We start from the raw sequence: 23,405 nt of genomic DNA on the forward strand, positions 1-23,405 counted from the left end.
CGGATCCGGTTGTCCGGCCTTCGTTCCGCGGGCGACTCCGAGGCCACCGGCGCGCTGGAGCCGCGCGGACCCGCTGCGGCGCGCAGATGTCGGACGTGTAAACGGTTCCAGGCGGCGACCGGGGGGCGTATACGATACCCGGTGTCCGTGCGGACGGCCTGTCGCCGGCGGAGCCCGCCGCACTCGAGCCCCGATCAGAGGTCCTCCCCGCTGTGACTGCATCACCGACGCGCCCCGACGCCTCCGCCCTCCGCGAGACCCGGGCGCTCCTCTTCGACCTCGACGGCGTCCTCACGCCGACCGCCGACGTGCACATGCAGGCCTGGGCCCGCCTCTTCGCGCCGTACCTCGAGTCGCGCGGCATCGCCGAGGGCTACACGGACGCCGACTACTTCCGGTACATCGACGGCCGCCCGCGCTACGACGGCGTCCGCGCCCTGCTCGCCTCCCGCGGGATCACCCTCCCCGAGGGATCGCCGAGCGACGACCCCGCGCTCGAGACCGTCTGCGGACTCGGCAATCGCAAGAACGACGCGTTCAACCAGACCCTGGCCGAGGAGGGCGTCGCGCCCTACCCCGGCTCGCGCGCCCTGGTCGACGCCGCGATCGCCGCGGGCGTCGAGGTCGCCGTCGTCACCTCCTCCCGCAACGGCGTGCCCGTGCTCGAGGCCGCCGGGATCCGCGACCGCTTCGAGGTCGTCGTCGACGGGCTCCTCGCCGCCCGGGAGTCGATCGCCGGCAAGCCCGCGCCCGACACCTACCTGCACGCCGCGCAGCTGCTCGGCCTCACCGCCGCCGAGTGCGTGGTCGTGGAGGACGCGCACTCCGGAGTCGCCGCCGGCCGCGCGGGCGCCTTCGGCCTCGTCGTCGGCGTCGACCGGGGCGTCGGCCGCGACACCCTCCTCGAGCACGGCGCCGACATCGTCGTCGACGACCTCGCCGAGCTGCTCCCCTTCCTCCCCACCGCCCCCGCCCCCGAGGACGCCGCATGAACCCCATCACCTCCGACCCGCTCGACCGCAACCGGTTCCCCGTCGACGAGTGGGCCCTGGTCGAGACCGAGTTCGCCACCGAGCTGCAGGGCCGCACCGAGACGCTCTTCGCGACCGGCAACGGCTACCTGGGCCTGCGCGGCAACGTCGAGGAGGGCCGCGACGGCTACGCCTACGGCACCTTCATCAACGGCTTCCACGAGACCTGGCCCATCCGCCACGCGGAGGAGGCGTTCGGCTTCGCCCGCGTCGGCCAGACCATCGTCAACGTGCCGGACGCGAAGATCATCCGCCTCTACGTCGACGACGAGCCGTTCGTGCTGAGCGAGGCCGACGTCCTCGCCTACTCGCGCCGCCTCGACTTCGCGAACGGCGTGCTCACCCGCGAGCTGGAGTGGCGCACCCCCTCGGGCAAGCGCGTGCTGATCCGCTCCCGCCGCCTGGTCTCCTTCACCGACCGGCACCTCGCGATCCTCGACTACGAGGTCGAGATGCTCGACCACGACGCCTCGGTCCTGATCTCGAGCCAGATCCTCAACCGCCAGGACGGCGTCGACGAGTACCACGCGCCCTCGGGCAGCGAGGCCGCCGGCTTCGACCCGCGGAAGGCCGAGTCCTTCGAGGATCGGGTGCTCCAGCCGGGCCTCAAGCGGGTCAGCGGCACGCGCTACCTGCTCGGCTACCGCACCACCAACTCGCGGATGACCGTGGCCTGCGGTGCCGAGCACGTCCTCGAGACCGAGAACGAGTGGGACCAGACCTCCCAGATCGACGACGACCTCGCCAAGCACGTCTACCGCGTGAAGGCGAAGGCCGGCGTCCCGGTGCGCCTGGTGAAGACGCTGACCTACCACACCTCGCGCGGCGTCCCCGTGCGCGAGCTCGCCGACCGCTGCGACCGCACGCTCGACCGCGCCCGCGAGACCCCGGTGGAGGAGCAGTTCACCAAGCAGCGCGAGTGGCTCGACGACTTCTGGGTCCGCTCCGACGTGCAGATCGACGGCCAGCCGGCGATCCAGCAGGCCACCCGCTGGAACCTCTTCCAGCTCGCGCAGTCGACCGCCCGCACGGACGGCGGCGGTGTCGCGGCCAAGGGCGTCTCGGGCTCCGGCTACGGCGGCCACTACTTCTGGGACACCGAGGTCTACGTCCTCCCGTTCCTCAGCTACACGGCTCCGCTCGTGGCGCGCAACGCCCTGCGCTTCCGCCAGAACATGCTCGAGGCGGCCCGCTCGCGCGCGGCCGAGCTCAACCAGCGCGGCGCGCTCTTCCCCTGGCGCACCATCAACGGCCAGGAGTCGTCGGCGTACTACGCCGCCGGCACTGCGCAGTACCACATCGACGCCGACATCTCCTATGCGCTCATGCAGTACGTCGGCGCGACCGGCGACGACGACTTCCTCGCCCGCGGCGCGATCGACATCCTGGTCGAGACCGCGCGGATGTGGGCCGACCTGGGCTTCTGGCGCAGCAACGGCGACGACCACTTCCACATCCACGGCGTCACCGGCCCGGACGAGTACACGACCGTCGTCAACGACAACCTCTACACGAACGTGATGGCCCGCTCGAACCTGCGGGCAGCCGCCCGCGCCGTCGAGCTGCTGAAGGCCGTCGAGCCGTCGGCCTACGAGCGGATGGTCGCCCGCCTGCTGCTCGACGAGGACGAGGTCATCGAGTGGGCCCGCGCGGCCGACAAGATGCACATCCCCTTCGACGAGCGCGCCGGCATCCACCCGCAGGACGCGGCGTTCCTCGAGAAGGAGCTGTGGGACCTGGAGAACACCCCGGCGTCCAAGCGGCCGCTGCTGCTGCACTTCCACCCGCTGGTGATCTACCGCTTCCAGGTGCTCAAGCAGGCCGACGTGGTGCTCGCCCTGCTGCTGCAGGGCAACGAGTTCACCGCGGAGCAGAAGCGCGCCGACTTCGAGTACTACGACGCGCTGACCACCGGCGATTCGACGCTCTCCGCGGTCGTGCAGTCGATCATCGCGGCGGAGGTGGGCTACAGCGAGCTGTCCCGCCACTACTTCCTCTCCGCGCTGTTCGTCGATCTGGCCGATCTGCACCGCAACACCGCCGACGGCATCCACGTCGCCTCCACCGGCGGCGTCTGGAGCGCCCTGGTCTACGGCTTCGGCGGGATGCGCGACCACGGCGGCCGCATCACGCTCGATCCGCGCCTCCCCGACGACTGGGACCGCCTGACCTTCCGCATCAGCCTGCACGGCACGCGGGTTCGGGTCGAGGTGACCCAGGAGGCCGTGCTGCTGACCGTCGAGTCCGGCGACGCCGCGGCGATCACCGTCCGCGGCGAGCGCGTGCACGTCGAGGCCGGCAACCCGGTCCGCGTCGGCCTCGGCCACCAGGGCCCGCGCCTGATCGGCGCGCCCACCACGTCCGACATCGAGGGCACCCGCCGCTCCGACGGCACCGTCATCACGGCATCCATCCCGACCATCTCGATGACGCCCGAGCCCGAGGTCCTGACCGGCCCGTAGCCCCGGCCCCTGCGGGGTCTCGATACGCCCCTCCGGGCCCACTCGACCAGCAGGCAGAAGCCTTGCTGATCGAGTAGCCCGCGCAGCGGGCGTATCGAGATCCGCCCACCGCAGGCTCGGGAGTCTCGACACGCCCGTCCAGGGCTCCTCGACCGCCGATCCCCGGCCGCCGGCCGCGCAGCCGGCGCCGGAACACGCGCCCGCGCAGCGAGACGGCCCGCCGTCGCTGCTAGCGTCGCCCGATGGTCATGAGCAGCTCTCGGTTTCCGCCCGGTCCGCGTCCCACCGTCGCGGTCGTCAGCGATTACGCGCTCGACTACACCGGCGGCGCGCAGACGGCGATGGTCGCGGAGTGCCGGAGCCTCGTGCAGGCCGGCGTCCGCGTCCTGCTGGTCGTCCCCCGCTCCGCCACGCCGTTGCCGCTGGACGGCATCGAGCTGCACCCCCTCCCGGCGCCGCGCATCCCCGTCGTCCAGCTGCCGATCGTCCGCAACTCCCGGCGCACCCGGGCGCTGCTGACGGCGCTCTTCCGCGACGAGCAGGTCGGGACGGTCCACGTCCACTCCGAGTTCGGCCTCGCGGTCGCCGCCCTGGAGGTCGCCGCACGCCTCGGCATCCCCTCCGTCGCCACGGTGCACACCTTCTTCTGGCGCGGCGCCCCCGGTCTCGTCGGCCGCCTGGTGGCTCCGATCGCCGCGGCCCACGTCGCCGCCGTCACCGGCCGTCGCCCGCGTCTCCCGCGCGGCGGCGACGACCGCCTCGGCGAGCTCCTCCGCGACGTCACCCGGAGCGCCGCCGGCCGGGCCGACCTCGTGATCTCCCCGTCGGCCCACCAGGCCGAGGCCCTCCGGCGCACCGGACTGGCGCGGGTGGCGGTGCTGCCCAACACCGTGATCCCCCGGGCGGCCGGTGCCGACGAGGAGGCGGGCCGCGCGGGCGAGACCCCCGGCCCGCTGCGCCTGCTCTGGGTCGGCCGGTGCGCGCCGGAGAAGCGGCTCGTCCCCTTCCTCGAGGGCTGCCTCGCCGTCCTCGCGCGCGAACCCGGCGCCCTCACCGTCGAGGTGATCGGCTCCGGCCCCTCGCTCGCCCGCGCCGTCCGGCTCGCGGCGGGCTGCCCGGCCGTCGTGTTCCGCGGCTTCGTCGAGAACGGCCGGATCGGGGACGCGGTCCGCCGGTCCGATCTCGTCGCCCTCACCTCGTTCGGCTTCGACAACCAGCCGATGGTCGTGGTCGAGGCGCTGCAGGGCGGTCGCGGGATCCTCTACGTCGACCCGGCCCTGACGGAGGGTCTCGACGGCCCGGGACTGCTCGCGCCCGTGGAGCCCGCCGCCTTCGCCGCGTACCTCGAGCGGCTCTGCCGCGATCGCGCTCCGGCCCGCGCGGCGTCGGCCGCGGCGCGGGAGGCCTTCGCGGACTTCGCGCCCGAGGCGCACGCGTCGGCCCTCCTCGCGCTGCACGCGGCGGCACGCGAGCACGCGGGTCTGCGCTCCGCGGGCGAGTAGCTCCTCGGAGCGTCAGGCCGTGGCGACCAGCGCGCGCACCGCGGAGGTGAAGAACGCGAGCCCGTCCACACCCGAGCGCATCGCCGCCGGGGTGTCCGGGCCGAAGCCGGGCTCCACCGCGTGCTCGGGGTGCGGCATCAGACCGACGACGTTGCCGCGCGCGTTCGCGACTCCGGCGATGTCGTTCATCGAGCCGTTCGGGTTCGCGCCGAGGTAGCGGAAGACCACGCGCCCCTCGCCCTCGAGCTCCGCGAGCGTCTCGGCCGAGGCGATGTAGCCGCCCTCGCCGTTCTTCAGCGGGATGGTGATCTCCTGGCCGGCCTCGAAGTCGCTCGTCCAGACCGTGGACGCGTTCTCGACGACGAGCCGCTGGTCGCGGCAGACGAAGGAGCCGATGTCGTTGCGGATCAGGCCGCCGGGCAGCAGGTGCGCCTCGGTCAGCATCTGGAAGCCGTTGCAGATGCCGAGCACGGGAGTGCCGGCGTTCGCCGCGTCGATCACCTCGCGCATGATCGGCGAGTGCGAGGCGATGGCGCCGCAGCGCAGGTAGTCGCCGTAGGAGAAGCCGCCGGGCAGCACGATCGCGTCGACGCCGTCGAGGTCGTGGTCGCCGTGCCAGAGCGCGACCGGCTCCGCGCCGGCGAAGCGGACCGCGCGCTGCGCGTCCCGGTCGTCGAGCGAGCCGGGGAAGGTGATGACGCCGATGCGCATGCTCACGCCTCCGGGTAGTGGATGCCGACGACGTCCTCGATCACCGAGTTCGACAGCATCTCGTCGGCCAGCGCCGTGATCGAGGCGCGGACCTCGTCGGTGACCTCGTCGACCGTGATCTCGAAGCGCTTGCCCACGCGCACGCCCTGCACCGCGGAGTGGCCGAGTCGCGCGAGCGCGCCGGCGACGGCCTTCCCCTGCGGGTCGAGCAGCTCGGCCTTGGGCATGACTTCAACGACGATCGTGGGCACCGGGTTCTCCGAAGGTGTCGAGGGGCTGTGCGGATCTCCGCGCGCCCATCGTACCCGCCCGCGTCCCCGGCGATCCGGCGCGGGGAGCGGCGGCCGGGGCCGCGGTCAGGCCGCCGCGGTCACCCGCAGCGTGTTCGCCCACGGGTCCTCGAACGAGAGCGTCCGCCCGTCGTCCGCGGTCGCGACCCGGGCCGCGCGCAGCCGCTCCTCGAGCGCGCCGAGGTCGTCCGCTCCCGGCACCACGATCTCGACCTGGCCGAGTCCGAGCGCGAGCTGCCTGCGCCCGGCGCCGAGCGAGTTCCAGGTGTTCATCGCCATGTGGTGGTGGTAGCCGCCGGCCGAGACGAACAGCGCCTGCCCGCCGTAGGCGATCGTGGTCTCGAAGCCGAGCCGGTCGACGTAGAACTCCTTCGCCGTCGCGACGTCGCCGACGCTCAGGTGCACGTGGCCGACGGAGGCGCCGCCGAGCCGCGGCTGCGCGATCGCCTCCTCGGTGAGGTGCTCGCGGAGGAACGCGTTCGGGTCGAGGAAGAGCGTCGACATCTCGATCCGCCCGTGCGTCCAGGACCACTGGGTGCGATCGCGGTCCCAGTAGAGCTCGACGCCGTTGTGCTCCGGGTCGTCGAAGTAGAACGCCTTGCTGACCAGGTGGTCGGAGCTGCCGGTGAAGGAGCCGGGGCGCCGCGTCGCGACGCTGTGCACGGCGGCCGCGAGGGCCGCCTCCGACTCGAAGAGGATCGCGGTGTGGAACAGCCCGGCGCTGCGCGGTGCGGCGTGCCGCAGCTCGGGCGCGTGCTGCAGGATCACGGCCGGGACGCCGTCGCGGCCGAGCACCGCGACGGACCCGTCCTGCGAGAGCAGATCGAGCGTCACCGCGTCGCGGTAGTAGGCGACCATGCCGTCGAGGTCGGCGACACGCAGGGTGACCGCCCCCATCACGGTGTCGGGGGCGAGCAGGTCGGGGGAGGAGGTGGTCATGCCGGTCATGCTAGGTCCAACTCAGTTGTAGCCACAACTATTTCCTTCCGGCGCGAAGTCGTCGACCGGGGGTCGTCGACCGAGGGTCCGCCGGACGATCCAGGGTTCATAGGATCGGCATAGGGATCGTCCAGCCCACGCCGGGCGCGGGGTCGTCGAATGGACTCCGGTCGCCGTCAGGGGCGGCCCCGGCCACGAGGACGCATCATGAACGAGTCACCCGAATCCCACGGCGCCGAGCGCGAGCCCGGCACCGACGCCACCGCGACGGACCCCACCGGGGCCGAGGAGCGCCAGGCGCTCCGGACCGACGACCGCCGCCGTCGCCGCCGCGCCCTGATCGCCGGCGGCGCCGGCCTCGCGCTGCTGATCGGCGTCACCGCGGGCGGTGTCTCGCTCGCCGGCAGTGCGGAGCCGACCTCGTCCGCCTCGTCGAGCACCGCCAGCACCGCCGTGTACCCGGGCGGCTCCCGCGGCTCCTTCGGCGGCGGCATCATCGTGCTGCCGTACTCGGGCGGATCCTCGTCGGGGTACGGCTCCGGCAGCGGGTCGGCCTCCGGGTACGGCTCGGGCTCCGGCTCCACCTCGACGTCCACGGCGACCGACGCCGTCCCCGCGAGCACCGCGCAGACCGCCGGCGTCGTCACCATCACCTCCGACCTCACCTACGAGGGCGCGACCTCCGCCGGCACCGGCGTCATCCTCACCTCCGACGGCATGATCCTCACCAACAACCACGTCGTCGAGGGCTCCACCAGCATCACCGTCACGGTCGAGAGCACTGGGCAGGCCTACACGGCCCGCGTCGTCGGCACCGACAAGACCAACGACATCGCCGTCCTCCAGCTCGAGAACGCCTCCGGCCTCACCCCGGTGACGCTCGACACCGACGGGGTCGCGGTCGGCGACGCCGTCACCGCGGTCGGCAACGCGAAGGGCACCGGCAACCTGGTCGCCGCGGCCGGCACCGTCGAGGCCCTCGGCCAGAGCATCACGACGCAGTCCGAGACCGGCATCTCGGGCGAGAAGCTCACCGGCCTGATCCAGGTCGACGCCGACATCGTCGCGGGCGACTCCGGCGGCCCGCTCGTCGACGCGGCCGGGAAGGTCGTCGGCATCGACACCGCGGCCTCCAGCGGCACCGCCGACATCACCGGCTTCGCCATCCCGATCTCGAAGGCCCTGGACATCGTCGCGACGATCGAGGCGGGAGCCGACACGGCGACCGTCGCGATCGGCTACCCGGCCTTCCTCGGCGTCTCGCTGCCCTCCGGCACCACCGCCGGCACCACCGCGGGCACCGTCTCGGGCGCCGTCATCGCCGGAGTGATCGAGGGCACCCCCGCCGCGGCGGCCGGCCTGGCGGCGGGCGACGTCGTCACCGCGGTCGACGGCACCGCGGTCGCCTCGGGCGACGCCCTCTCGGCCGACCTCGCGGCCCGCGAGCCCGGCGAGTCGGTCACCCTCACCTGGACCACGACCGCCGGAGCGTCGCAGTCGGCGACGGTCACCCTGGTCGAGGGCCCGGTCGCGTAGGTCCTTCGCTGGTCGAGCAGCCGCGCATCGGCGTATCGAGACCCGCCGCTCTGCAGCCCCGGGTGCTGACGAAGGTGGATCTCGATACGCGGCCTTCGGCCGCTCCTCGATCAGCAGGAGCGTCGACGCTCTCAGCGCCTTGCTGGTCGAGTAGTCGCGCAGCGGCGTATCGAGACCCGCCCCACCGGCCCGCGGTTTCCGCGCCACCACCCGACGCGGGGCGCCGTTGTTTTGAACTATTCAACACAACTCGCTAGCCTTGTCACCATGACGATGACGGACGACCGGCTGCGAGCCTCCGGGCTCAAGGCCACCGCCACCCGGCGGGCCGTCCTGCTGGCGCTCGAGGGGCATCCGCACTCCGATGTCGATCAGATCCTCGCGCGCGTGCGCGTCGAGCTGCCCGAAGCCTCGGCCCAGGCCGTGTACGGAGTGCTCGCCGCCTTCACCGAGGCCGGCCTCGCCCGCCGCATCGAGCCGGAGGGCCACGCCCGCCGCTTCGAGCTGCGGGTGGGCGACAACCATCACCACGTCGTCTGCCGCAGCTGCGGCGCCGTGGCCGATGTCGACTGCGTCGTCGGGCAGGCACCCTGCCTGCACCCGTCGTCGTCGAGCGGCTTCGTCGTCGACACCGCCGACATCACGTTCTGGGGCACCTGCCCCGACTGCCTCGCGCAGGCCGAGACCCGGCCCACGCCCGCCATCACCGCCGCGGAGGGCTCGACCGCCCGCCGCCGACAGGAGGACTCATGACCGAGGAACGATTCACGACGACCGACTCCGGAGCCCCCGTCGCCAGCGACGAGCACTCGCTGAGCGTCGGAGCCGACGGCCCCATCGCGCTCCACGACCACTACCTCCTCGAGAAGCTCGCCCAGTTCAACCGCGAGCGCATCCCGGAGCGCGTCGTCCACGCCAAGGGCGGCGGCGCCTTCGGCCGCTTCGTCACCACCGGCGACGTCAGCGCCTACACCCGTGCCGCGCTCTTCCAGCCCGGCGTCGAGACCGAGATGCTCGCCCGCTTCTCCACCGTCGCCGGCGAGCAGGGCTCGCCCGACACCTGGCGCGACCCGCGCGGCTTCGCGCTGAAGTTCTACACGAGCGAGGGCAACTACGACCTCGTCGGCAACAACACCCCGGTGTTCTTCCTCCGCGACGGCATCAAGTTCCCGGACTTCATCCGCTCGCAGAAGCGCCTGCCCGGCACCCACCTGCGCGACCACGACATGCAGTGGGACTTCTGGACCCTCTCGCCCGAGTCGGCGCACCAGGTCACCTGGCTGATGGGCGACCGCGGGCTTCCGAGCTCGTGGCGGCACATGGACGGCTTCGGCTCGCACACCTACCAGTGGGTCAACGCCGCCGGTGAGCGCTTCTGGGTCAAGTACCACTTCAAGACCGACCAGGGCATCGAGATCCTCAGCCAGGAGCAGGCCGACCAGATCGCCGGAGAGGACGCCGACTTCCACATCCGCGACCTGTCCTCGGCGATCGACCGCGGCGACCACCCCTCCTGGACGCTCTCGGTCCAGGTGATGCCCTACGCCGACGCGGAGTCGTACCGGTTCAACCCGTTCGACCTCACCAAGGTCTGGCCGCACGCGGACTACCCGCTGATCGAGGTCGGCACGATGACCCTCGACCGCAACCCGGAGAACTACTTCGCGCAGATCGAGCAGGCGACCTTCGCCCCCTCGAACTTCGTGCCCGGCATCGAGGCCAGCCCCGACAAGATGCTCCTCGCGCGCATCTTCAGCTACGCCGACGCGCACCGCTACCGCGTGGGCACCAATCACGCGCAGCTGCCGGTCAACGCGGCGAAGTCGCCGGTGCACTCGTACTCGAAGGACGGCGCGATGCGCTTCGACTTCCAGCGCTCCGAGCTGCCGGTCTACGCCCCCAACACGACCGGTGGCGCGCACGCCGACCCGGCCCGTGCCGCGGAGGGCCCCGGCTGGGAGACCGACGGTGCGCTGACCCGCGCCGCGGCGACCCTGCACCCCGAGGACGACGACTTCGGCCAGGCCGGCACGCTCTACCGCGACGTCCTGGACGACGACGCCAAGGCGCGGCTGGTCGCGAACATCGCCGGCCACGTCTCCAAGGTGACCCGCCCGGAGCTGCGCCAGCGCGTGCTCCAGTACTGGGCGAACGTGGACAGCTCGCTGTCGCAGCGTGTCGCCGAGGCCCTCGAGCCGTCCGCGCCCGGCGCCGACGTCTCGGCCGAAGAGGTCGGCATCAACGCCTGACCTCCCTCGGTGCGCGGTGCCGGCTGACCCCGGTGCCGCGCACCTCCGCCCGGTCCCCCCGGACCGAGCGCCCCCGAGCAGCGGGCGGCGCGGGCTGTCGCATGCGGCCCCGCGCCGTCCGCTTCCCCCTCCGCGGGAGTCACCCCCTCCTCGCGACGGCATCAGCCCGGGAACCCGAGGCGCCGCCGCCAGTCGGCGAGCACCTCCCCGCTGACGTCGAAGAGCTCCGTGCCCCGGTGCGGGGCATCGACCTCGGTGCTCGTCACCCGCACCCCGGTCGGCAGGATCTCGACGATCGCGGCTCCCGACGCGGCGATCGACCGCTCGTGCTCCGGCCCGGCGAGGACATCGGTGCGATTCGCGGCACCGGGAGCGACCACCACCGGCGCGGCTCCGGTGGTGTCGACGAAGGCGTGGTGCCAGTGCCCGGCGAGCACCGCGAGGAGCCGCGCGCCGGCGGCGGCCTCCCAGAAGTCGTGCGGGTTCGCGAGTCCCATCCGCCGGTGCAGCGGGGTGACCGCCTCGATCGGCGGATGGTGCAGCACCACGACGGTCGGTGTCCCCGGGTCCTCGGCCACTCGACTCCGCAGCCAGGCCAGGGTCGGCTCGGCGAGGAGTCCCCAGGACGCTCCGCCCGGAACGGAGGAGTCGAGCACGAGGATCCGCACCCCGCGCACGACGACCTCGGTGTTCCACGGCCCGTCGGAGCCGAAGCCCTCGCGGTCGTCGTGATTGCCGAGGGCGAGCACCGGCACAGCGCCGCGTTCCGCGCACCACTCCTCGAGCCGAGCGCGCAGAACCCGGTAGGACTCCGGATCGCCGTCATCGCTCAGATCGCCGGACACCACGACGGCGTCGAGGTCGGCGACGGCGGAGTGGGCGGCGAGCACCGCGTCGAGAGCGGCGCGCGGATCGACGATGCGGTTGTAGCGGGCAGCGGGGTCCGCGAGCAGGTGCGTGTCCGAGAGATGCAGGATCCGCAAGGCGCGGGGAGCGGACTCCTGGAGGATCGCGTCGGCCCGTGCACCCGCCGCCTCGATCCGCTCTGCGTTCCGCTCGTCGGGCCCATCGGTCCAGGCGATCGCCTGCTCGAGGGTCTTGCCGAAGCGGAGGTGCCGCGCCACCAGTCGCCGTCGGCGGAGGGTCGGCTCGACTCGCACGTGCAGCGTCACATCGAGGAGGCCGGCGACCTCGCCCCAGCCGTCGTCGTCGAGCAGCAGGTAGTTGCCCTCCACCAGGACGACGGTCCGCTCGCCCATGGGGAGGGCGAGCGAGTCCGGCGCCGGCTCCTCGATCGAGCGGTCGAAGGAGGAGACCCGCACGGTGTCGCCCGGCCGCGCGGACCGCAGACTCCGCAAGGCTCCGACGAACCCGTCGACGTCGAAGGTGTCCGGCGCGCCTATCCGCTCGCGGCGGCCGAGGTCGCGCAGACGCTGCTGAGGCAGGTGGTATCCGTCGAGCGGGAGGACGAGCGCTCCGGGGAGGCGAGCACGCAGCCGCTCGGCGATCGTGGACTTGCCGGCACCCGGCGATCCGGTGACTCCCACCAGGAGGAGCCGCCTGTCCGACGCCGCCGTGCGGATCGCATCGACCGCCTCCTCGAGGGAGGCGAGCACGGGACGGGGCTGGTCGGGGAGAGGCATGCGCCCATTGTGGCCAGCAGTACCGGAGCGGAGGAGGGGCGACCGGGCGATCGGTGGAGAGCTCCGGCATCCGCGCCCTGGGGAGGACCCCCAGCTCGACACGCCCGGGATGAGCGGTTTCGGGGGCCCGGTTTGACAGTGCCGGGATCGGGCCGTAACTTATTCCAAGTCGCCACACAGGCCGCAGGGAAACGGAAGAACGGGGCTCCTCACGGAGCACGGTTCAACGTCCCGGCCTCACTCGGCACCATCCACTCGGCAAGACAGTCCTTCGGGTCACGTCTGCCGCACGGATGTAAAGCCTTCGCAGGATCCTTCGGGTCCAGCAACTTCGCCGCCCGGCGATGGACTCCGGTCCGGAACCGAGCAACGTCGGAGCGCCTACGAGCGCAACGGCATGGCGAAAGAGCCGGATTTGACACAGCCTGCGGATGTGCTAAGTTAGTCAAGTTGCCACGGCGGCTGAGAGAACAACTTCTCCAGCTTAGCGAAGTCTTCCGACTAAGGCAACATCTTCGATCACTTCCGTTGTGAAGCACCTCTTGTGGTGTGGAGGCGGGATGTGTCCGATTCTTGAGAACTCAACAGCGTGCACTATGTTCAATGCCAAATTTATAACCCCGTCCAGGTCTTGTGGCCTGGTTGGGTTCCTTTGGAAATTGATGTCAGTAATGATGTCTTATTTGCTAGAGGTCAAACTTGAGCGTCTTCTCTTCGGGGTTGATGTTCGTAATTTTTTTACGGAGAGTTTGATCCTGGCTCAGGACGAACGCTGGCGGCGTGCTTAACACATGCAAGTCGAACGATGAAGCCCAGCTTGCTGGGTGGATTAGTGGCGAACGGGTGAGTAACACGTGAGTAACCTGCCCTTGACTCTGGGATAAGCGCTGGAAACGGCGTCTAATACCGGATACGACCTGCCCCGGCATCGGGTGTGGGTGGAAAGTTTTTCGGTCAAGGATGGACTCGCGGCCTATCAGGTAGTTGGTGAGGTAATGGCTCACCAAGCCGACGACGGGTAGCCGGCCTGAGAGGGTGACCGGCCACACTGGGACTGAGACACGGCCCAGACTCCTACGGGAGGCAGCAGTGGGGAATATTGCACAATGGGCGAAAGCCTGATGCAGCAACGCCGCGTGGGGGATGACGGCCTTCGGGTTGTAAACCTCTTTTAGTAGGGAAGAAGGGCTTCGGCTTGACGGTACCTGCAGAAAAAGCACCGGCTAACTACGTGCCAGCAGCCGCGGTAATACGTAGGGTGCAAGCGTTGTCCGGAATTATTGGGCGTAAAGAGCTCGTAGGCGGTTTGTCGCGTCTGCTGTGAAAACCCGAGGCTCAACCTCGGGCCTGCAGTGGGTACGGGCAGACTAGAGTGCGGTAGGGGAGAATGGAATTCCTGGTGTAGCGGTGGAATGCGCAGATATCAGGAGGAACACCGATGGCGAAGGCAGTTCTCTGGGCCGTTACTGACGCTGAGGAGCGAAAGCGTGGGGAGCGAACAGGATTAGATACCCTGGTAGTCCACGCCGTAAACGTTGGGAACTAGATGTGGGGACCTTTCCACGGTCTCCGTGTCGCAGCTAACGCATTAAGTTCCCCGCCTGGGGAGTACGGCCGCAAGGCTAAAACTCAAAGGAATTGACGGGGGCCCGCACAAGCGGCGGAGCATGCGGATTAATTCGATGCAACGCGAAGAACCTTACCAAGGCTTGACATATACCGGAAACTTCCAGAAATGGTTGCCCCGCAAGGTCGGTATACAGGTGGTGCATGGTTGTCGTCAGCTCGTGTCGTGAGATGTTGGGTTAAGTCCCGCAACGAGCGCAACCCTCGTTCTATGTTGCCAGCACGTCATGGTGGGAACTCATAGGAGACTGCCGGGGTCAACTCGGAGGAAGGTGGGGATGACGTCAAATCATCATGCCCCTTATGTCTTGGGCTTCACGCATGCTACAATGGCCGGTACAAAGGGCTGCGATACCGTAAGGTGGAGCGAATCCCAAAAAGCCGGTCTCAGTTCGGATTGAGGTCTGCAACTCGACCTCATGAAGTCGGAGTCGCTAGTAATCGCAGATCAGCAACGCTGCGGTGAATACGTTCCCGGGCCTTGTACACACCGCCCGTCAAGTCATGAAAGTCGGTAACACCCGAAGCCAGTGGCCTAACCGCAAGGAGGGAGCTGTCGAAGGTGGGATCGGTGATTAGGACTAAGTCGTAACAAGGTAGCCGTACCGGAAGGTGCGGCTGGATCACCTCCTTTCTAAGGAGCATCTGGGCACCATGCGCTTTTAGCGTAGAGGTTGTTCCAGGCGCCAGATCAAAGCGAATGTCTTTGCTGGTAGCTCATGGGTGGAACATTGAACTGGGTGCAGGAAGAGATTCGTCTCGTGTCAGTACAGCCTTCGGGTTGGGAACGCACGAGCGGGTGGGCTACTGCACATGCACGCTGTTGGGTCCTGAGGGACCGGGCCGGCTGCTCCTTCGGGGGTGGTTGGGTCTCGACTCTCCTGGATCCTTTTTCCACGCCTGGGTGTGTGGGGGAGGGATACCGCCCGTATTTTGAGAACTACACAGTGGACGCGAGCATCTTAGACTCGGGCAGCCTTTGCGGGTTGTTCGGGTCGACAAGATTCGCAAGGAGCAGCCTTCGGGTTGTGTTCTTGCCAATCATTGGATCTGCAACTTTTCGAGTTGTGGTTTCTTAAACTCATGTGATTTTCAAGTTTTTAAGAGCAAACGGTGAATGCCTTGGCATCTGGAGCCGAAGAAGGACGTCGTAATCTGCGATAAGCCTCGGGGAGCTGATAAACGAGCTGTGATCCGAGGATTTCCGAATGGGGAAACCCCGCCAGGCCCCTTGTGGTGACCTGGTGACTCCCGCCTGAATATATAGGGCGGGTAGAGGGAACGTGGGGAAGTGAAACATCTCAGTACCCACAGGAAGAGAAAACAACAGTGATTCCGTCAGTAGTGGCGAGCGAACGCGGAAGAGGCTAAACCGAATCATGTGTGATACCCGGCAGGGGTTGCATGGTCGGGGTTGTGGGACTTTTCGTTGTGTTCTGCCGAGCACTGAACGTTACAGCGCATCATAGACGAACAGGTTTGAATGCCTGGCCAGAGCGGGTGCGAGCCCCGTAGTCGAAATGGTGTTATGGCGTGAAGAGTATCCCAAGTAGCACGGGGCCCGAGAAATCCCGTGTGAATCTGTCAGGACCACCTGATAAGCCTAAATACTCCCAGATGACCGATAGCGGACAAGTACCGTGAGGGAAAGGTGAAAAGTACCCCGGGAGGGGAGTGAAATAGTACCTGAAACCGTTTGCTTACAAACCGTCGGAGCTCCCATGTTGGGGTGACGGCGTGCCTTTTGAAGAATGAGCCTGCGAGTTAGTGCTCTGTGGCGAGGTTAACCCGTGTGGGGCAGCCGTAGCGAAAGCGAGTCCGAATAGGGCGATTCAGTCGCAGGGTCTAGACCCGAAGCGAAGTGATCTATCCATGGCCAGGTTGAAGCGACGGTAAGACGTCGTGGAGGACCGAACCCACTTCAGTTGAAAATGGAGGGGATGAGCTGTGGATAGGGGTGAAAGGCCAATCAAACTTCGTGATAGCTGGTTCTCTCCGAAATGCATTTAGGTGCAGCGTTGCGTGTTTCTTGCCGGAGGTAGAGCTACTGGATGGCCGATGGGGCCCAAAAGCTTACTGACGTCAGCCAAACTCCGAATGCCGGTAAGTGAGAGCGCAGCAGTGAGACTGTGGGGGATAAGCTTCATAGTCGAGAGGGAAACAACCCAGACCACCAACTAAGGTCCCTAAGCGCGTGCTAAGTGGGAAAGGATGTGGAGTTGCACAGACAACCAGGAGGTTGGCTTAGAAGCAGCCACCCTTGAAAGAGTGCGTAATAGCTCACTGGTCAAGTGATTCCGCGCCGACAATGTAACGGGGCTCAAGCACGCCACCGAAGTTGTGGCATTGACATTAGTGGTAGGCCTTCGTGGTCCAGCCGTGTTGATGGGTAGGAGAGCGTCGTGTGGCGAGTGAAGCGGCGGTGTGAACCAGCCGTGGACGCCACACGAGTGAGAATGCAGGCATGAGTAGCGAAAGACGGGTGAGAAACCCGTCCTCCGGAAGACCAAGGGTTCCAGGGTCAAGCTAATCTTCCCTGGGTAAGTCGGGACCTAAGGCGAGGCCGACAGGCGTAGTCGATGGACAACGGGTTGATATTCCCGTACCGGCGAAGAACCGCCCAAGACAATCCAGTAGTGCTAAGCATCTGAATCCCTGTGATGGATCCCTTCGGGGTGAAGCGTTGGGCCTAGCGTGCGACCCCGTGCTGGTGCGTTTAGCGTATTAACAGGTGTGACGCAGGAAGGTAGCCGAGCCGGGCGATGGTTGTCCCGGTCTAAGGATGTAGGGCGAACGATAGGCAAATCCGTCGTTCACACAGCCTGAGATCTGATGGGTAGACGCAAGTCGAAATCGGTGATCCTATGCTGCCAAGAAAAGCATCGACGCGAGGTTCTAGCTGCCCGTACCCCAAACCGACTCAGGTGGTCAGGTAGAGAATACTAAGGAGATCGAGAGAATCGTGGTTAAGGAACTCGGCAAAATGCCCCCGTAACTTCGGGAGAAGGGGGGCCTGAGGCGTGAACGGACTTGCTCCGGGAGCGTTCGATGGCCGCAGAGACCAGTGGGAAGCGACTGTTTACTAAAAACACAGGTCCGTGCTAAGTCGCAAGACGATGTATACGGACTGACGCCTGCCCGGTGCTGGAAGGTTAAGAGGAACGGTTAGCCGCAAGGCGAAGCTGAGAATTTAAGCCCCAGTAAACGGCGGTGGTAACTATAACCATCCTAAGGTAGCGAAATTCCTTGTCGGGTAAGTTCCGACCTGCACGAATGGCGTAACGACTTCCCAGCTGTCTCAACCGCGAACTCGGCGAAATTGCATTACGAGTAAAGATGCTCGTTACGCGCAGCAGGACGGAAAGACCCCGTGACCTTTACTATAGTTTGGTATTGGTGTTCGGTGTGGCTTGTGTAGGATAGGTGGGAGACTGTGAAGCGGGCACGCTAGTGTTCGTGGAGTCATTGTTGAAATACCACTCTGGTCACTCTGGATATCTAACTTCGGACCCTAATCGGGTTCAGGGACAGTGCCTGATGGGTAGTTTAACTGGGGCGGTTGCCTCCTAAAGAGTAACGGAGGCGCCCAAAGGTTCCCTCAACCTGGTTGGCAATCAGGTGTCGAGTGTAAGTGCACAAGGGAGCTTGACTGTGAGACTGACAAGTCGAGCAGGGACGAAAGTCGGGACTAGTGATCCGGCAGTGGCTTGTGGAAGCGCTGTCGCTCAACGGATAAAAGGTACCTCGGGGATAACAGGCTGATCTTGCCCAAGAGTCCATATCGACGGCATGGTTTGGCACCTCGATGTCGGCTCGTCGCATCCTGGGGCTGGAGTAGGTCCCAAGGGTTGGGCTGTTCGCCCATTAAAGCGGTACGCGAGCTGGGTTTAGAACGTCGTGAGACAGTTCGGTCCCTATCCGCTGCGCGCGCAGGAAATTTGAGAAGATCTATCCCTAGTACGAGAGGACCGGGATGGACGAACCTCTGGTGTGTCAGTTGTTCCGCCAGGAGCACCGCTGATTAGCTACGTTCGGAACGGATAACCGCTGAAAGCATCTAAGCGGGAAGCCGGCTTCGAGATGAGATTTCCATCCCTTCGGGGGAGAGGCTCCCAGCCAGACGACTGGGTTGATAGGCCGGATGTGGAAGACAGGACTAAAGACTGTCGGAGCTGACCGGTACTAATAAGCCGATAACTTGATAATCACTACACTCATACCGTTGTAAAGGCTGGTAGGAGTGGTCAGAGATTGCTTGCGTCCACTTTGTGGTTCCCAGAATACGGGCTCCATAGCGCGGGTCGTGTTCGCAAAGACACGATCCGCACACCGCACCCGACGCTGTTCGGGGCGGACAACAGAACACACGCATGACGTGTGACCCAGATTTGACCACCACCACGCCGGAAGGCTGGCGGTTGCGTCTAGAAGGGTTACGGCGGCCATAGCGAGAGGGAAACGCCCGGTCACATTCCGAACCCGGAAGCTAAGACTCTCAGCGCCGATGGTACTGCAGGGGGGACCCTGTGGGAGAGTAGGACACCGCCGGACACCAATTCACGATGGCCACCCAGAGATGGGTGGCCATCGCTGTTTAACCAGAGGTTCCGCAGAAGGAACCGGAAGACCCAGCACCTCGACCCCCGTGGCATCCGCCATGGTGCGGGTTAGGGTGGTGGCTGGCGGCTCACGGGTCGCCGATCCCCGTCCTCACGGGCGGGTCAACTCCACAGAGCTCCACCACGACAGGCGAGGAACGCATGGACGACGCAGCATCCGACCGCAACGACCGCGGACAGGACCGGCGCGACGAGCGCCCGCCCCGCGCCGCCGGCGGCGACCGCTCCTCCTCCCCGCGGGGCGGAGCTCGAGACGGCGACCGGCCCGCTCGCGGTGGAGACTCCCGTCCGTACCGCTCGAACGACGCCGGATCGCGCTCGGACGCTCCGCGTCGCGACGGAGCCGGACGCCCGGACCGTGGCGGAGACTCTCGGCCCCGTCGCGACGGCGACTCGCGTCCCTACTCCGGTGGCGACTCCCGTCCGCGCCGCGACGGTGACGCCCGCCCGCCTCGGGCCGGCGACTCCCGTCCTTCTCGTGACGGTGATTCCCGTCCGCGTCGTGAGGGCGACTTCCATCCCTCTCGTGACGCCGACTCCCGCCCTCGCCGTGACGGCGATGCGCGTCCTTCTCGTGAGGGTGAGTCCCGTCCGCGTCGCGAGGGCGACTTCCGTCCCTCTCGTGATGGGGACTCTCGTCCGCGCCGTGATGGTGACTCCCGTCCCTCGCGGGATGGTGATTCCCGTCCTCGTCGTGAGGGTGACTCCCGTCCTTCTCGTGATGGCGACTTTCGTCCCCGGTACGGTGATGCGCGTCCCTCCCGTGACGGTGACTCTCGTCCGCGTCGTGAAGGTGACTCCCGTCCTTCTCGTGATGGCGATTCCCGTCCTCGCCGTGACGGCGATTCCCGTCCTTCCCGTGACGGTGACTCTCGGCCGCGTCGTGAGGGCGACTTCCGTCCTTCTCGTGATGGCGATTCCCGTCCTCGCCGTGACGGCGATTCGCGTCCCTCTCGCGACGGTGATTCCCGTCCGCGTCGTGACGGCGATGCGCGTCCTTCCCGTGACGGCGACTCCCGCCCGCGTCGTGAGGGCGACTTCCGTCCCTCCCGTGACGGCGACTCCCGGCCCCGTCGGGACGGCGACTCGCGCGGCGGGCGCTTCGACGACCGTCGGGGCGGCGGCGATCGCGCGGGTGGTCGCGGTGGGTTCGGCGGCGGGTACGCCGGCCGCGGTGCTCCGCGCGAGGAGCCGGAGCTCACCGAGGAGGAGCGTGAGCGCCGCTCGCTGCAGTCGGTCCGCCCGCGGCACGACGACCCGGATCTGCCGGACGACGTCCAGGCGAAGGATCTCGACAAGGTGGCGCGCAACGAGCTGCGCACCCTGTCCAAGGACAATGCGGAGTGGGTCGCGCGTCACCTCGTGATGGCCGGCCGCCTCCTCGAGGAGGACCCGGAGCTCGCGCACCGGCACGTCCTCTCGGCCGCGCGCCGCGCGGGGCGCATCGCCGTTGTCCGCGAGTCGCTGGCGATCTCGGCGTACGCGATCGGCGACTTCGCGCTCGCGCTGCGGGAGTTGCGCACCTACCGCCGCATCTCGGGGTCGGACGAGCAGGTTCCGCTGATGGTGGACAGCGAGCGCGGGGTCGGGCGGCCGGACAAGGCGCTCGAGCTCGGCCGCTCCGTCGACCGCGGCACGCTGAGCCCGGGCGCGCAGGTGTCGCTGGCGATCGCGATGTCCGGGGCGCGCCTCGACCTCGGGCAGTCCGAGCTGGCGCTGATGGAGCTCGAGATCCCGCAGTTGGACCCCGACCGCGCCTTCTCCTACAGCCCCGACCTGTTCGCGGCGTACGCGCTCGTCCTCGACGAGGTCGGCCGCGCGGACGAGGCGGCCGAGTGGCAGCGCCGCGCGGACATCGCTGCGCGCGCGGTCTTCGCGGCCGAGGGCGGCGGAGACGACGAGACGATCGAGGTCGTCGAGGAGGAGCAGGAGCACCTCCCCGCGGCGCGCGCGCTGCCGGCGCAGCCGCTCGCGGAGGACGACCCGGACGAGGAGGACGACTTCCTCGATCCCGACGGGACCGAGCTCGCGGAGCAGGACGCGTCCGACGAGGCGCCGGCGACGGACGAGCTCTCTGCCGAGACGACCGCCGCGGACGCCGTCGAGCACCAGGCCGCGATCGCCGAGCCCGCCGAGGACTCCGAGCCGGATGTCGCGGGAGAGGACGGGGAGCGCTCGGCCGACGCCGACTTCGAGGACGCCCTCGCCGGCGCGACCCCGGAGGCGGGCCCGGTCGAGCAGTCGAGCACCGAGCCCGAGACCACGGAGCCCGAGACCACGGAGCCCGAGCCCGACACCACCGAGCCCGACTCCGACACCACTGCCACCACCACCGACCCCGAGGAGGACGGCGCCGATGTTCCGAAGCCCGAAGCCTGAGCCCACCCCGCTCGACGGGCGCGACTGCGTCCTCGCCGATCTCGACGGCGTCGTCTACAAGGGTGCGGACGCGATCCCGTTCGCGGTGGACAGTCTCAACCGGGCGGCCGAGTCGCTCCGGGTCGGCTACATCACCAACAACGCCTCTCGCACCGATGTCTCGGTGGCCGGCCATCTCTCCGACCTCGGCCTGGCCGTGCAGCCGGCGGACGTCGTCACCTCCCCGCAGGCCGCCGTCGTGCTGCTCGCCGGGCTGATCCCGGCCGGCTCGACCGTGCTGGTCGTCGGCGGGGAGGGCCTCACCTCCGAGGTCGAGCGGGCCGGCTTCACCGTCACCCGCAGCGCGGAGGAGTCGCCCGCCGCGGTCATCCAGGGCTTCGCGCAGACGGTCGGCTGGGCGGAGCTCGCCGAGGCGTCGTTCGCCCTGCACACCGGCATCCCGTGGGTCGCGACCAACACCGACTGGACCATCCCCGTCGCCCGCGGCATCGCCCCGGGCAACGGCACCCTCGTCTCGGCGGTGCACACCGCGGTCGGGCGTCTGCCGGTCGTCGCCGGCAAGCCGGAGCGCGCCATCTTCGACGCGGCGACCGAGCGCTTCGGCTCGACGAATCCGCTGTTCATCGGCGACCGGCTCGACACCGACATCGCCGGCGCGAACGCGGCCGGCATGGAGAGCGCCCACGTGCTCACCGGGATCGACCGGGCCAAGCAGCTGCTGGCCGCCGAGCCGAAGCTGCGGCCGACGTACATCCTCGGCGACCTGCGCGAGCTGCACGAGCCGTACCCGGCGACGAGCGTCGCGAAGAACGGCACCCACGCGGTCCGCTCCGCGAAGGTGCGGCTCGACGGCGACTCCGTCGTGATCGTCGACGCCGGCTCGGACGAGACCGATCTGCTGCGCGCCGCGTGCTCGGTGATCTGGAGCTCGGGCCGCGCGATCTACGGCCTGGACGTGCCGGAGTCGCTCTACAGCTGATCCTGCGCGGCGGGCTGCTCCGCGCCCTCGCGGCGGAGGAGCCCGCCGAGCCGGACGGCCAGCGCCACCGCGCCGAGGGCGACGAGCGCTCCGTAGGCGAAGGTCGCGGTGAAGGCGGCGCTCCCGCTCCCGAGCAGACCGGTGACCGCCGCCGCCAGCAGCCCGGTGAGGGCGAGCGAGACCGACCCGCCGGTCGAGTCCGCGATCTGCAGCGCCGAGCTGTTGAATCCCTCGCGTCCCGGCGCCGACCGGCCGAGGGTCAGCGTGCCCATCCGCGGGTACATCGTGCCCATCCCGCCGCCCGCGAGGAACCAGCCGACCGCGGCGACGACCGGGGACAGCGCGAGCAGGACGGTCAGCAGCACCACGGCGATGCCGGCCAGCAGGAGTCCCGTGCCGAGCCGCATCGCGCCGCCGTGCGTGAGCCGCGTCCCGGGCCGGCCCTGGAGCTGCGAGCCGAGCGCCCAGGAGACGGCGCCGGCCGTCAGCGTCACTCCGGACAGCCACGGCGGCAGGCCGTACTGCTCGCTGAGCAGCAGCCGCAGGTACACCTCGGTGCCGAAGAAGGCGGCCGCGACGAGCGCGCGCAGCAGCATCGTCGACGGGAGGACGCCCCGGGCGCGCAGGGTGCCCGCGGGCAGCAGGGCGCGGACCGCGACGACGATCACGACCACGGCGACGATCGCGACGACGCCGGCCGCCTCCGGGACCACCTCGGCGCTCGTGCTGAGCGCGACGACGGCGGCGGCCACGATCACCGCGCGCACGACGCGCCCGATCGCTCCGCGGTCGAACGGGCGCAGCTCCTGCGGCTCGAGGGAGCGGAGGGTCGGCGCGATGACGGCGCTCGCGATCGCGACCAGCACGACCACGCCGAGGAAGACCCAGTGCCAGCTCGCCAGCTCGGCGACCAGACCCGCGGCGAGCGGCCCCACCAGAGAGGGCACCACCCAGGCCGCGGCGAAGGCGCCGAAGATCCGCGGGTGCAGCTCGGCGGGGAAGACCCGCGCGACGAGGACGTAGAGCGTGACGGTGATGCCTCCGCTGCCCAGCCCCTGCAGGAGCCGCGCCGCGACGAAGACCTCCATCGAGGTCGCCGTGCCCGCCGCGATCAGGCCCAGCGTGAACAGCGCGATCGCCGTGATCAGTGCTGGCGTCGGTCCTCGGCGATCGGCGGAGGAGCCGGCGGCCACCATGCCGACGACGGAGGCCGCGAGGGTCGCCGCGAAGGCGAGTGGATACAGCGCCCGGCCGTCCAGGTCGGCGCTGATGATCGGCATGACCGTCGTGACGGCGAGCGACTCGAACGCGCAGAGGAAGACGAGCCCCGTCGTCCCGGCGGTGGTGAGGAGGAACGGGGCGGAGAGGAGACCGCGGCGGTCGGCGGAACGCACTCGTGTCACCCTACGCGGCGCGGTCGGCGGCGATGCGGGGTCGAC

General features: G+C 68.6%; 14 protein-coding genes and 3 rRNA genes. 11 read left to right on the top strand and 6 right to left on the bottom strand.

The annotated features are described in order from the left end of the window. The first annotated feature begins 212 nt into the window (after positions 1-212). The 3 genes from GSU72_RS00970 to GSU72_RS00980 all read left to right on the top strand — a co-directional run bounded on the left by GSU72_RS00970 (position 213) and on the right by GSU72_RS00980 (position 4,995). Complete coding sequence (locus GSU72_RS00970) at positions 213-992, top strand: beta-phosphoglucomutase family hydrolase (RefSeq protein WP_159982961.1); 780 nt, start codon at positions 213-215, stop codon at positions 990-992. Then, entirely contained in the window at positions 989-3,493 is a 2,505-nt protein-coding gene (locus GSU72_RS00975) for a glycosyl hydrolase family 65 protein (RefSeq protein WP_159982963.1), read from the top strand. The genes GSU72_RS00970 and GSU72_RS00975 overlap by 4 nt, the downstream gene beginning before the upstream one ends. 242 nt (positions 3,494-3,735) lie before the next feature. Continuing rightward, positions 3,736-4,995 carry a glycosyltransferase family 4 protein gene (locus GSU72_RS00980; RefSeq protein ID WP_159982965.1) on the top strand — a complete coding sequence of 420 codons (1,260 nt, stop codon included), beginning with the start codon at positions 3,736-3,738 and terminating at the stop codon, positions 4,993-4,995. 12 nt (positions 4,996-5,007) lie between these two features. Here GSU72_RS00980 and purQ read toward each other — a convergent pair whose 3' ends face one another. From purQ to GSU72_RS00995, 3 genes are all read right to left on the bottom strand, one after another. Then, a complete protein-coding gene (gene purQ, locus GSU72_RS00985) occupies positions 5,008-5,706 on the bottom strand; it encodes a phosphoribosylformylglycinamidine synthase subunit PurQ (protein ID WP_159986560.1) in 699 nt (232 codons plus the stop codon). A 2-nt stretch (positions 5,707-5,708) separates the two neighbouring features. Beyond that, positions 5,709-5,957: a phosphoribosylformylglycinamidine synthase subunit PurS gene (purS, locus tag GSU72_RS00990; protein WP_167306082.1), complete on the bottom strand. Its 249-nt coding sequence runs from the start codon at positions 5,955-5,957 to the stop codon at positions 5,709-5,711. A gap of 105 nt (positions 5,958-6,062) precedes the next feature. Continuing rightward, positions 6,063-6,944: a VOC family protein gene (locus tag GSU72_RS00995; protein WP_159982967.1), complete on the bottom strand. Its 882-nt coding sequence runs from the start codon at positions 6,942-6,944 to the stop codon at positions 6,063-6,065. Between the two features lie 198 nt (positions 6,945-7,142). On the opposite strand from GSU72_RS00995, the gene GSU72_RS01000 reads away from it, so the two are divergent. The 3 genes from GSU72_RS01000 to GSU72_RS01010 all read left to right on the top strand — a co-directional run bounded on the left by GSU72_RS01000 (position 7,143) and on the right by GSU72_RS01010 (position 10,720). Then, the gene (locus GSU72_RS01000) at positions 7,143-8,471 is read left to right on the top strand and encodes a trypsin-like peptidase domain-containing protein (RefSeq protein WP_208545119.1); all 1,329 of its coding nucleotides are present in this window, start codon (positions 7,143-7,145) and stop codon (positions 8,469-8,471) included. A 267-nt stretch (positions 8,472-8,738) separates the two neighbouring features. Further along, positions 8,739-9,224 (top strand): Fur family transcriptional regulator, encoded by a 486-nt coding sequence (locus GSU72_RS01005; protein ID WP_208545120.1) that lies wholly within the window; start codon positions 8,739-8,741, stop codon positions 9,222-9,224. After that, entirely contained in the window at positions 9,221-10,720 is a 1,500-nt protein-coding gene (locus GSU72_RS01010) for a catalase (protein ID WP_159982969.1), read from the top strand. Before GSU72_RS01005 ends, GSU72_RS01010 begins: the two co-directional genes overlap by 4 nt. Positions 10,721-10,881: 161 nt before the next feature. Here the strand turns inward: GSU72_RS01010 and GSU72_RS01015 are convergent, their stop codons facing one another. Continuing rightward, positions 10,882-12,363, bottom strand: coding sequence for a metallophosphoesterase (locus GSU72_RS01015; protein WP_159982971.1), 1,482 nt, complete (start codon positions 12,361-12,363; stop codon positions 10,882-10,884). Positions 12,364-13,100: 737 nt separating this feature from the next. On the opposite strand from GSU72_RS01015, the gene GSU72_RS01020 reads away from it, so the two are divergent. From GSU72_RS01020 to rrf, 3 genes are all read left to right on the top strand, one after another. After that, positions 13,101-14,623, top strand: a 16S ribosomal RNA gene (locus GSU72_RS01020). Between the two features lie 456 nt (positions 14,624-15,079). Next, positions 15,080-18,195: ribosomal RNA gene (locus tag GSU72_RS01025) — 23S ribosomal RNA — on the top strand. A 228-nt stretch (positions 18,196-18,423) separates the two neighbouring features. After that, positions 18,424-18,540: ribosomal RNA gene (gene rrf, locus GSU72_RS01030) — 5S ribosomal RNA — on the top strand. Together the 16S, 23S and 5S rRNA genes form the textbook arrangement of a ribosomal RNA operon. Before the next feature lie 170 nt (positions 18,541-18,710). Here rrf and GSU72_RS21390 read toward each other — a convergent pair. Continuing rightward, positions 18,711-20,015, bottom strand: a complete 1,305-nt coding sequence (locus GSU72_RS21390) for a hypothetical protein (RefSeq protein ID WP_244255917.1) — start codon at positions 20,013-20,015, stop codon at positions 18,711-18,713. Here GSU72_RS21390 and GSU72_RS21395 point away from each other — a divergent pair. Both GSU72_RS21395 and GSU72_RS01040 read left to right on the top strand, forming a co-directional pair. Then, a complete protein-coding gene (locus tag GSU72_RS21395; RefSeq protein ID WP_244256066.1) occupies positions 19,974-20,987 on the top strand; it encodes a hypothetical protein in 1,014 nt (337 codons plus the stop codon). The genes GSU72_RS21390 and GSU72_RS21395 overlap by 42 nt on opposite strands. After that, positions 20,965-21,966: an HAD-IIA family hydrolase gene (locus tag GSU72_RS01040; RefSeq protein WP_159982973.1), complete on the top strand. Its 1,002-nt coding sequence runs from the start codon at positions 20,965-20,967 to the stop codon at positions 21,964-21,966. The genes GSU72_RS21395 and GSU72_RS01040 overlap by 23 nt, the downstream gene beginning before the upstream one ends. Here GSU72_RS01040 and GSU72_RS01045 read toward each other — a convergent pair. Then, positions 21,957-23,360 carry an MFS transporter gene (locus GSU72_RS01045; RefSeq protein ID WP_244255918.1) on the bottom strand — a complete coding sequence of 468 codons (1,404 nt, stop codon included), beginning with the start codon at positions 23,358-23,360 and terminating at the stop codon, positions 21,957-21,959. The genes GSU72_RS01040 and GSU72_RS01045 overlap by 10 nt on opposite strands. Between the last annotated feature and the right edge of the window lie 45 nt (positions 23,361-23,405).

It is taken from the genome of Rathayibacter sp. VKM Ac-2760 (assembly GCF_009834185.1).
Taxonomy (GTDB): Bacteria; Actinomycetota; Actinomycetes; order Actinomycetales; family Microbacteriaceae; genus Rathayibacter.

What these genes read in the sequence shown, in the direction of transcription:
- GSU72_RS21395 (WP_244256066.1), top strand. Translation starts at nt 19,974, where the DNA reads ATGGCCGGCCGCCTCCTCGAGGAGGACCCGGAGCTCGCGCACCGGCAC.
- GSU72_RS00975 (WP_159982963.1), top strand. Translation starts at nt 989, where the DNA reads ATGAACCCCATCACCTCCGACCCGCTCGACCGCAACCGGTTCCCCGTC.
- GSU72_RS00995 (WP_159982967.1), bottom strand. Translation starts at nt 6,944, where the DNA reads ATGACCGGCATGACCACCTCCTCCCCCGACCTGCTCGCCCCCGACACC.
- GSU72_RS01040 (WP_159982973.1), top strand. Translation starts at nt 20,965, where the DNA reads ATGTTCCGAAGCCCGAAGCCTGAGCCCACCCCGCTCGACGGGCGCGAC.
- GSU72_RS01005 (WP_208545120.1), top strand. Translation starts at nt 8,739, where the DNA reads ATGACGATGACGGACGACCGGCTGCGAGCCTCCGGGCTCAAGGCCACC.
- GSU72_RS01010 (WP_159982969.1), top strand. Translation starts at nt 9,221, where the DNA reads ATGACCGAGGAACGATTCACGACGACCGACTCCGGAGCCCCCGTCGCC.
- GSU72_RS01000 (WP_208545119.1), top strand. Translation starts at nt 7,143, where the DNA reads ATGAACGAGTCACCCGAATCCCACGGCGCCGAGCGCGAGCCCGGCACC.
- purQ (WP_159986560.1), bottom strand. Translation starts at nt 5,706, where the DNA reads ATGCGCATCGGCGTCATCACCTTCCCCGGCTCGCTCGACGACCGGGAC.
- GSU72_RS00980 (WP_159982965.1), top strand. Translation starts at nt 3,736, where the DNA reads ATGGTCATGAGCAGCTCTCGGTTTCCGCCCGGTCCGCGTCCCACCGTC.
- GSU72_RS01015 (WP_159982971.1), bottom strand. Translation starts at nt 12,363, where the DNA reads ATGCCTCTCCCCGACCAGCCCCGTCCCGTGCTCGCCTCCCTCGAGGAG.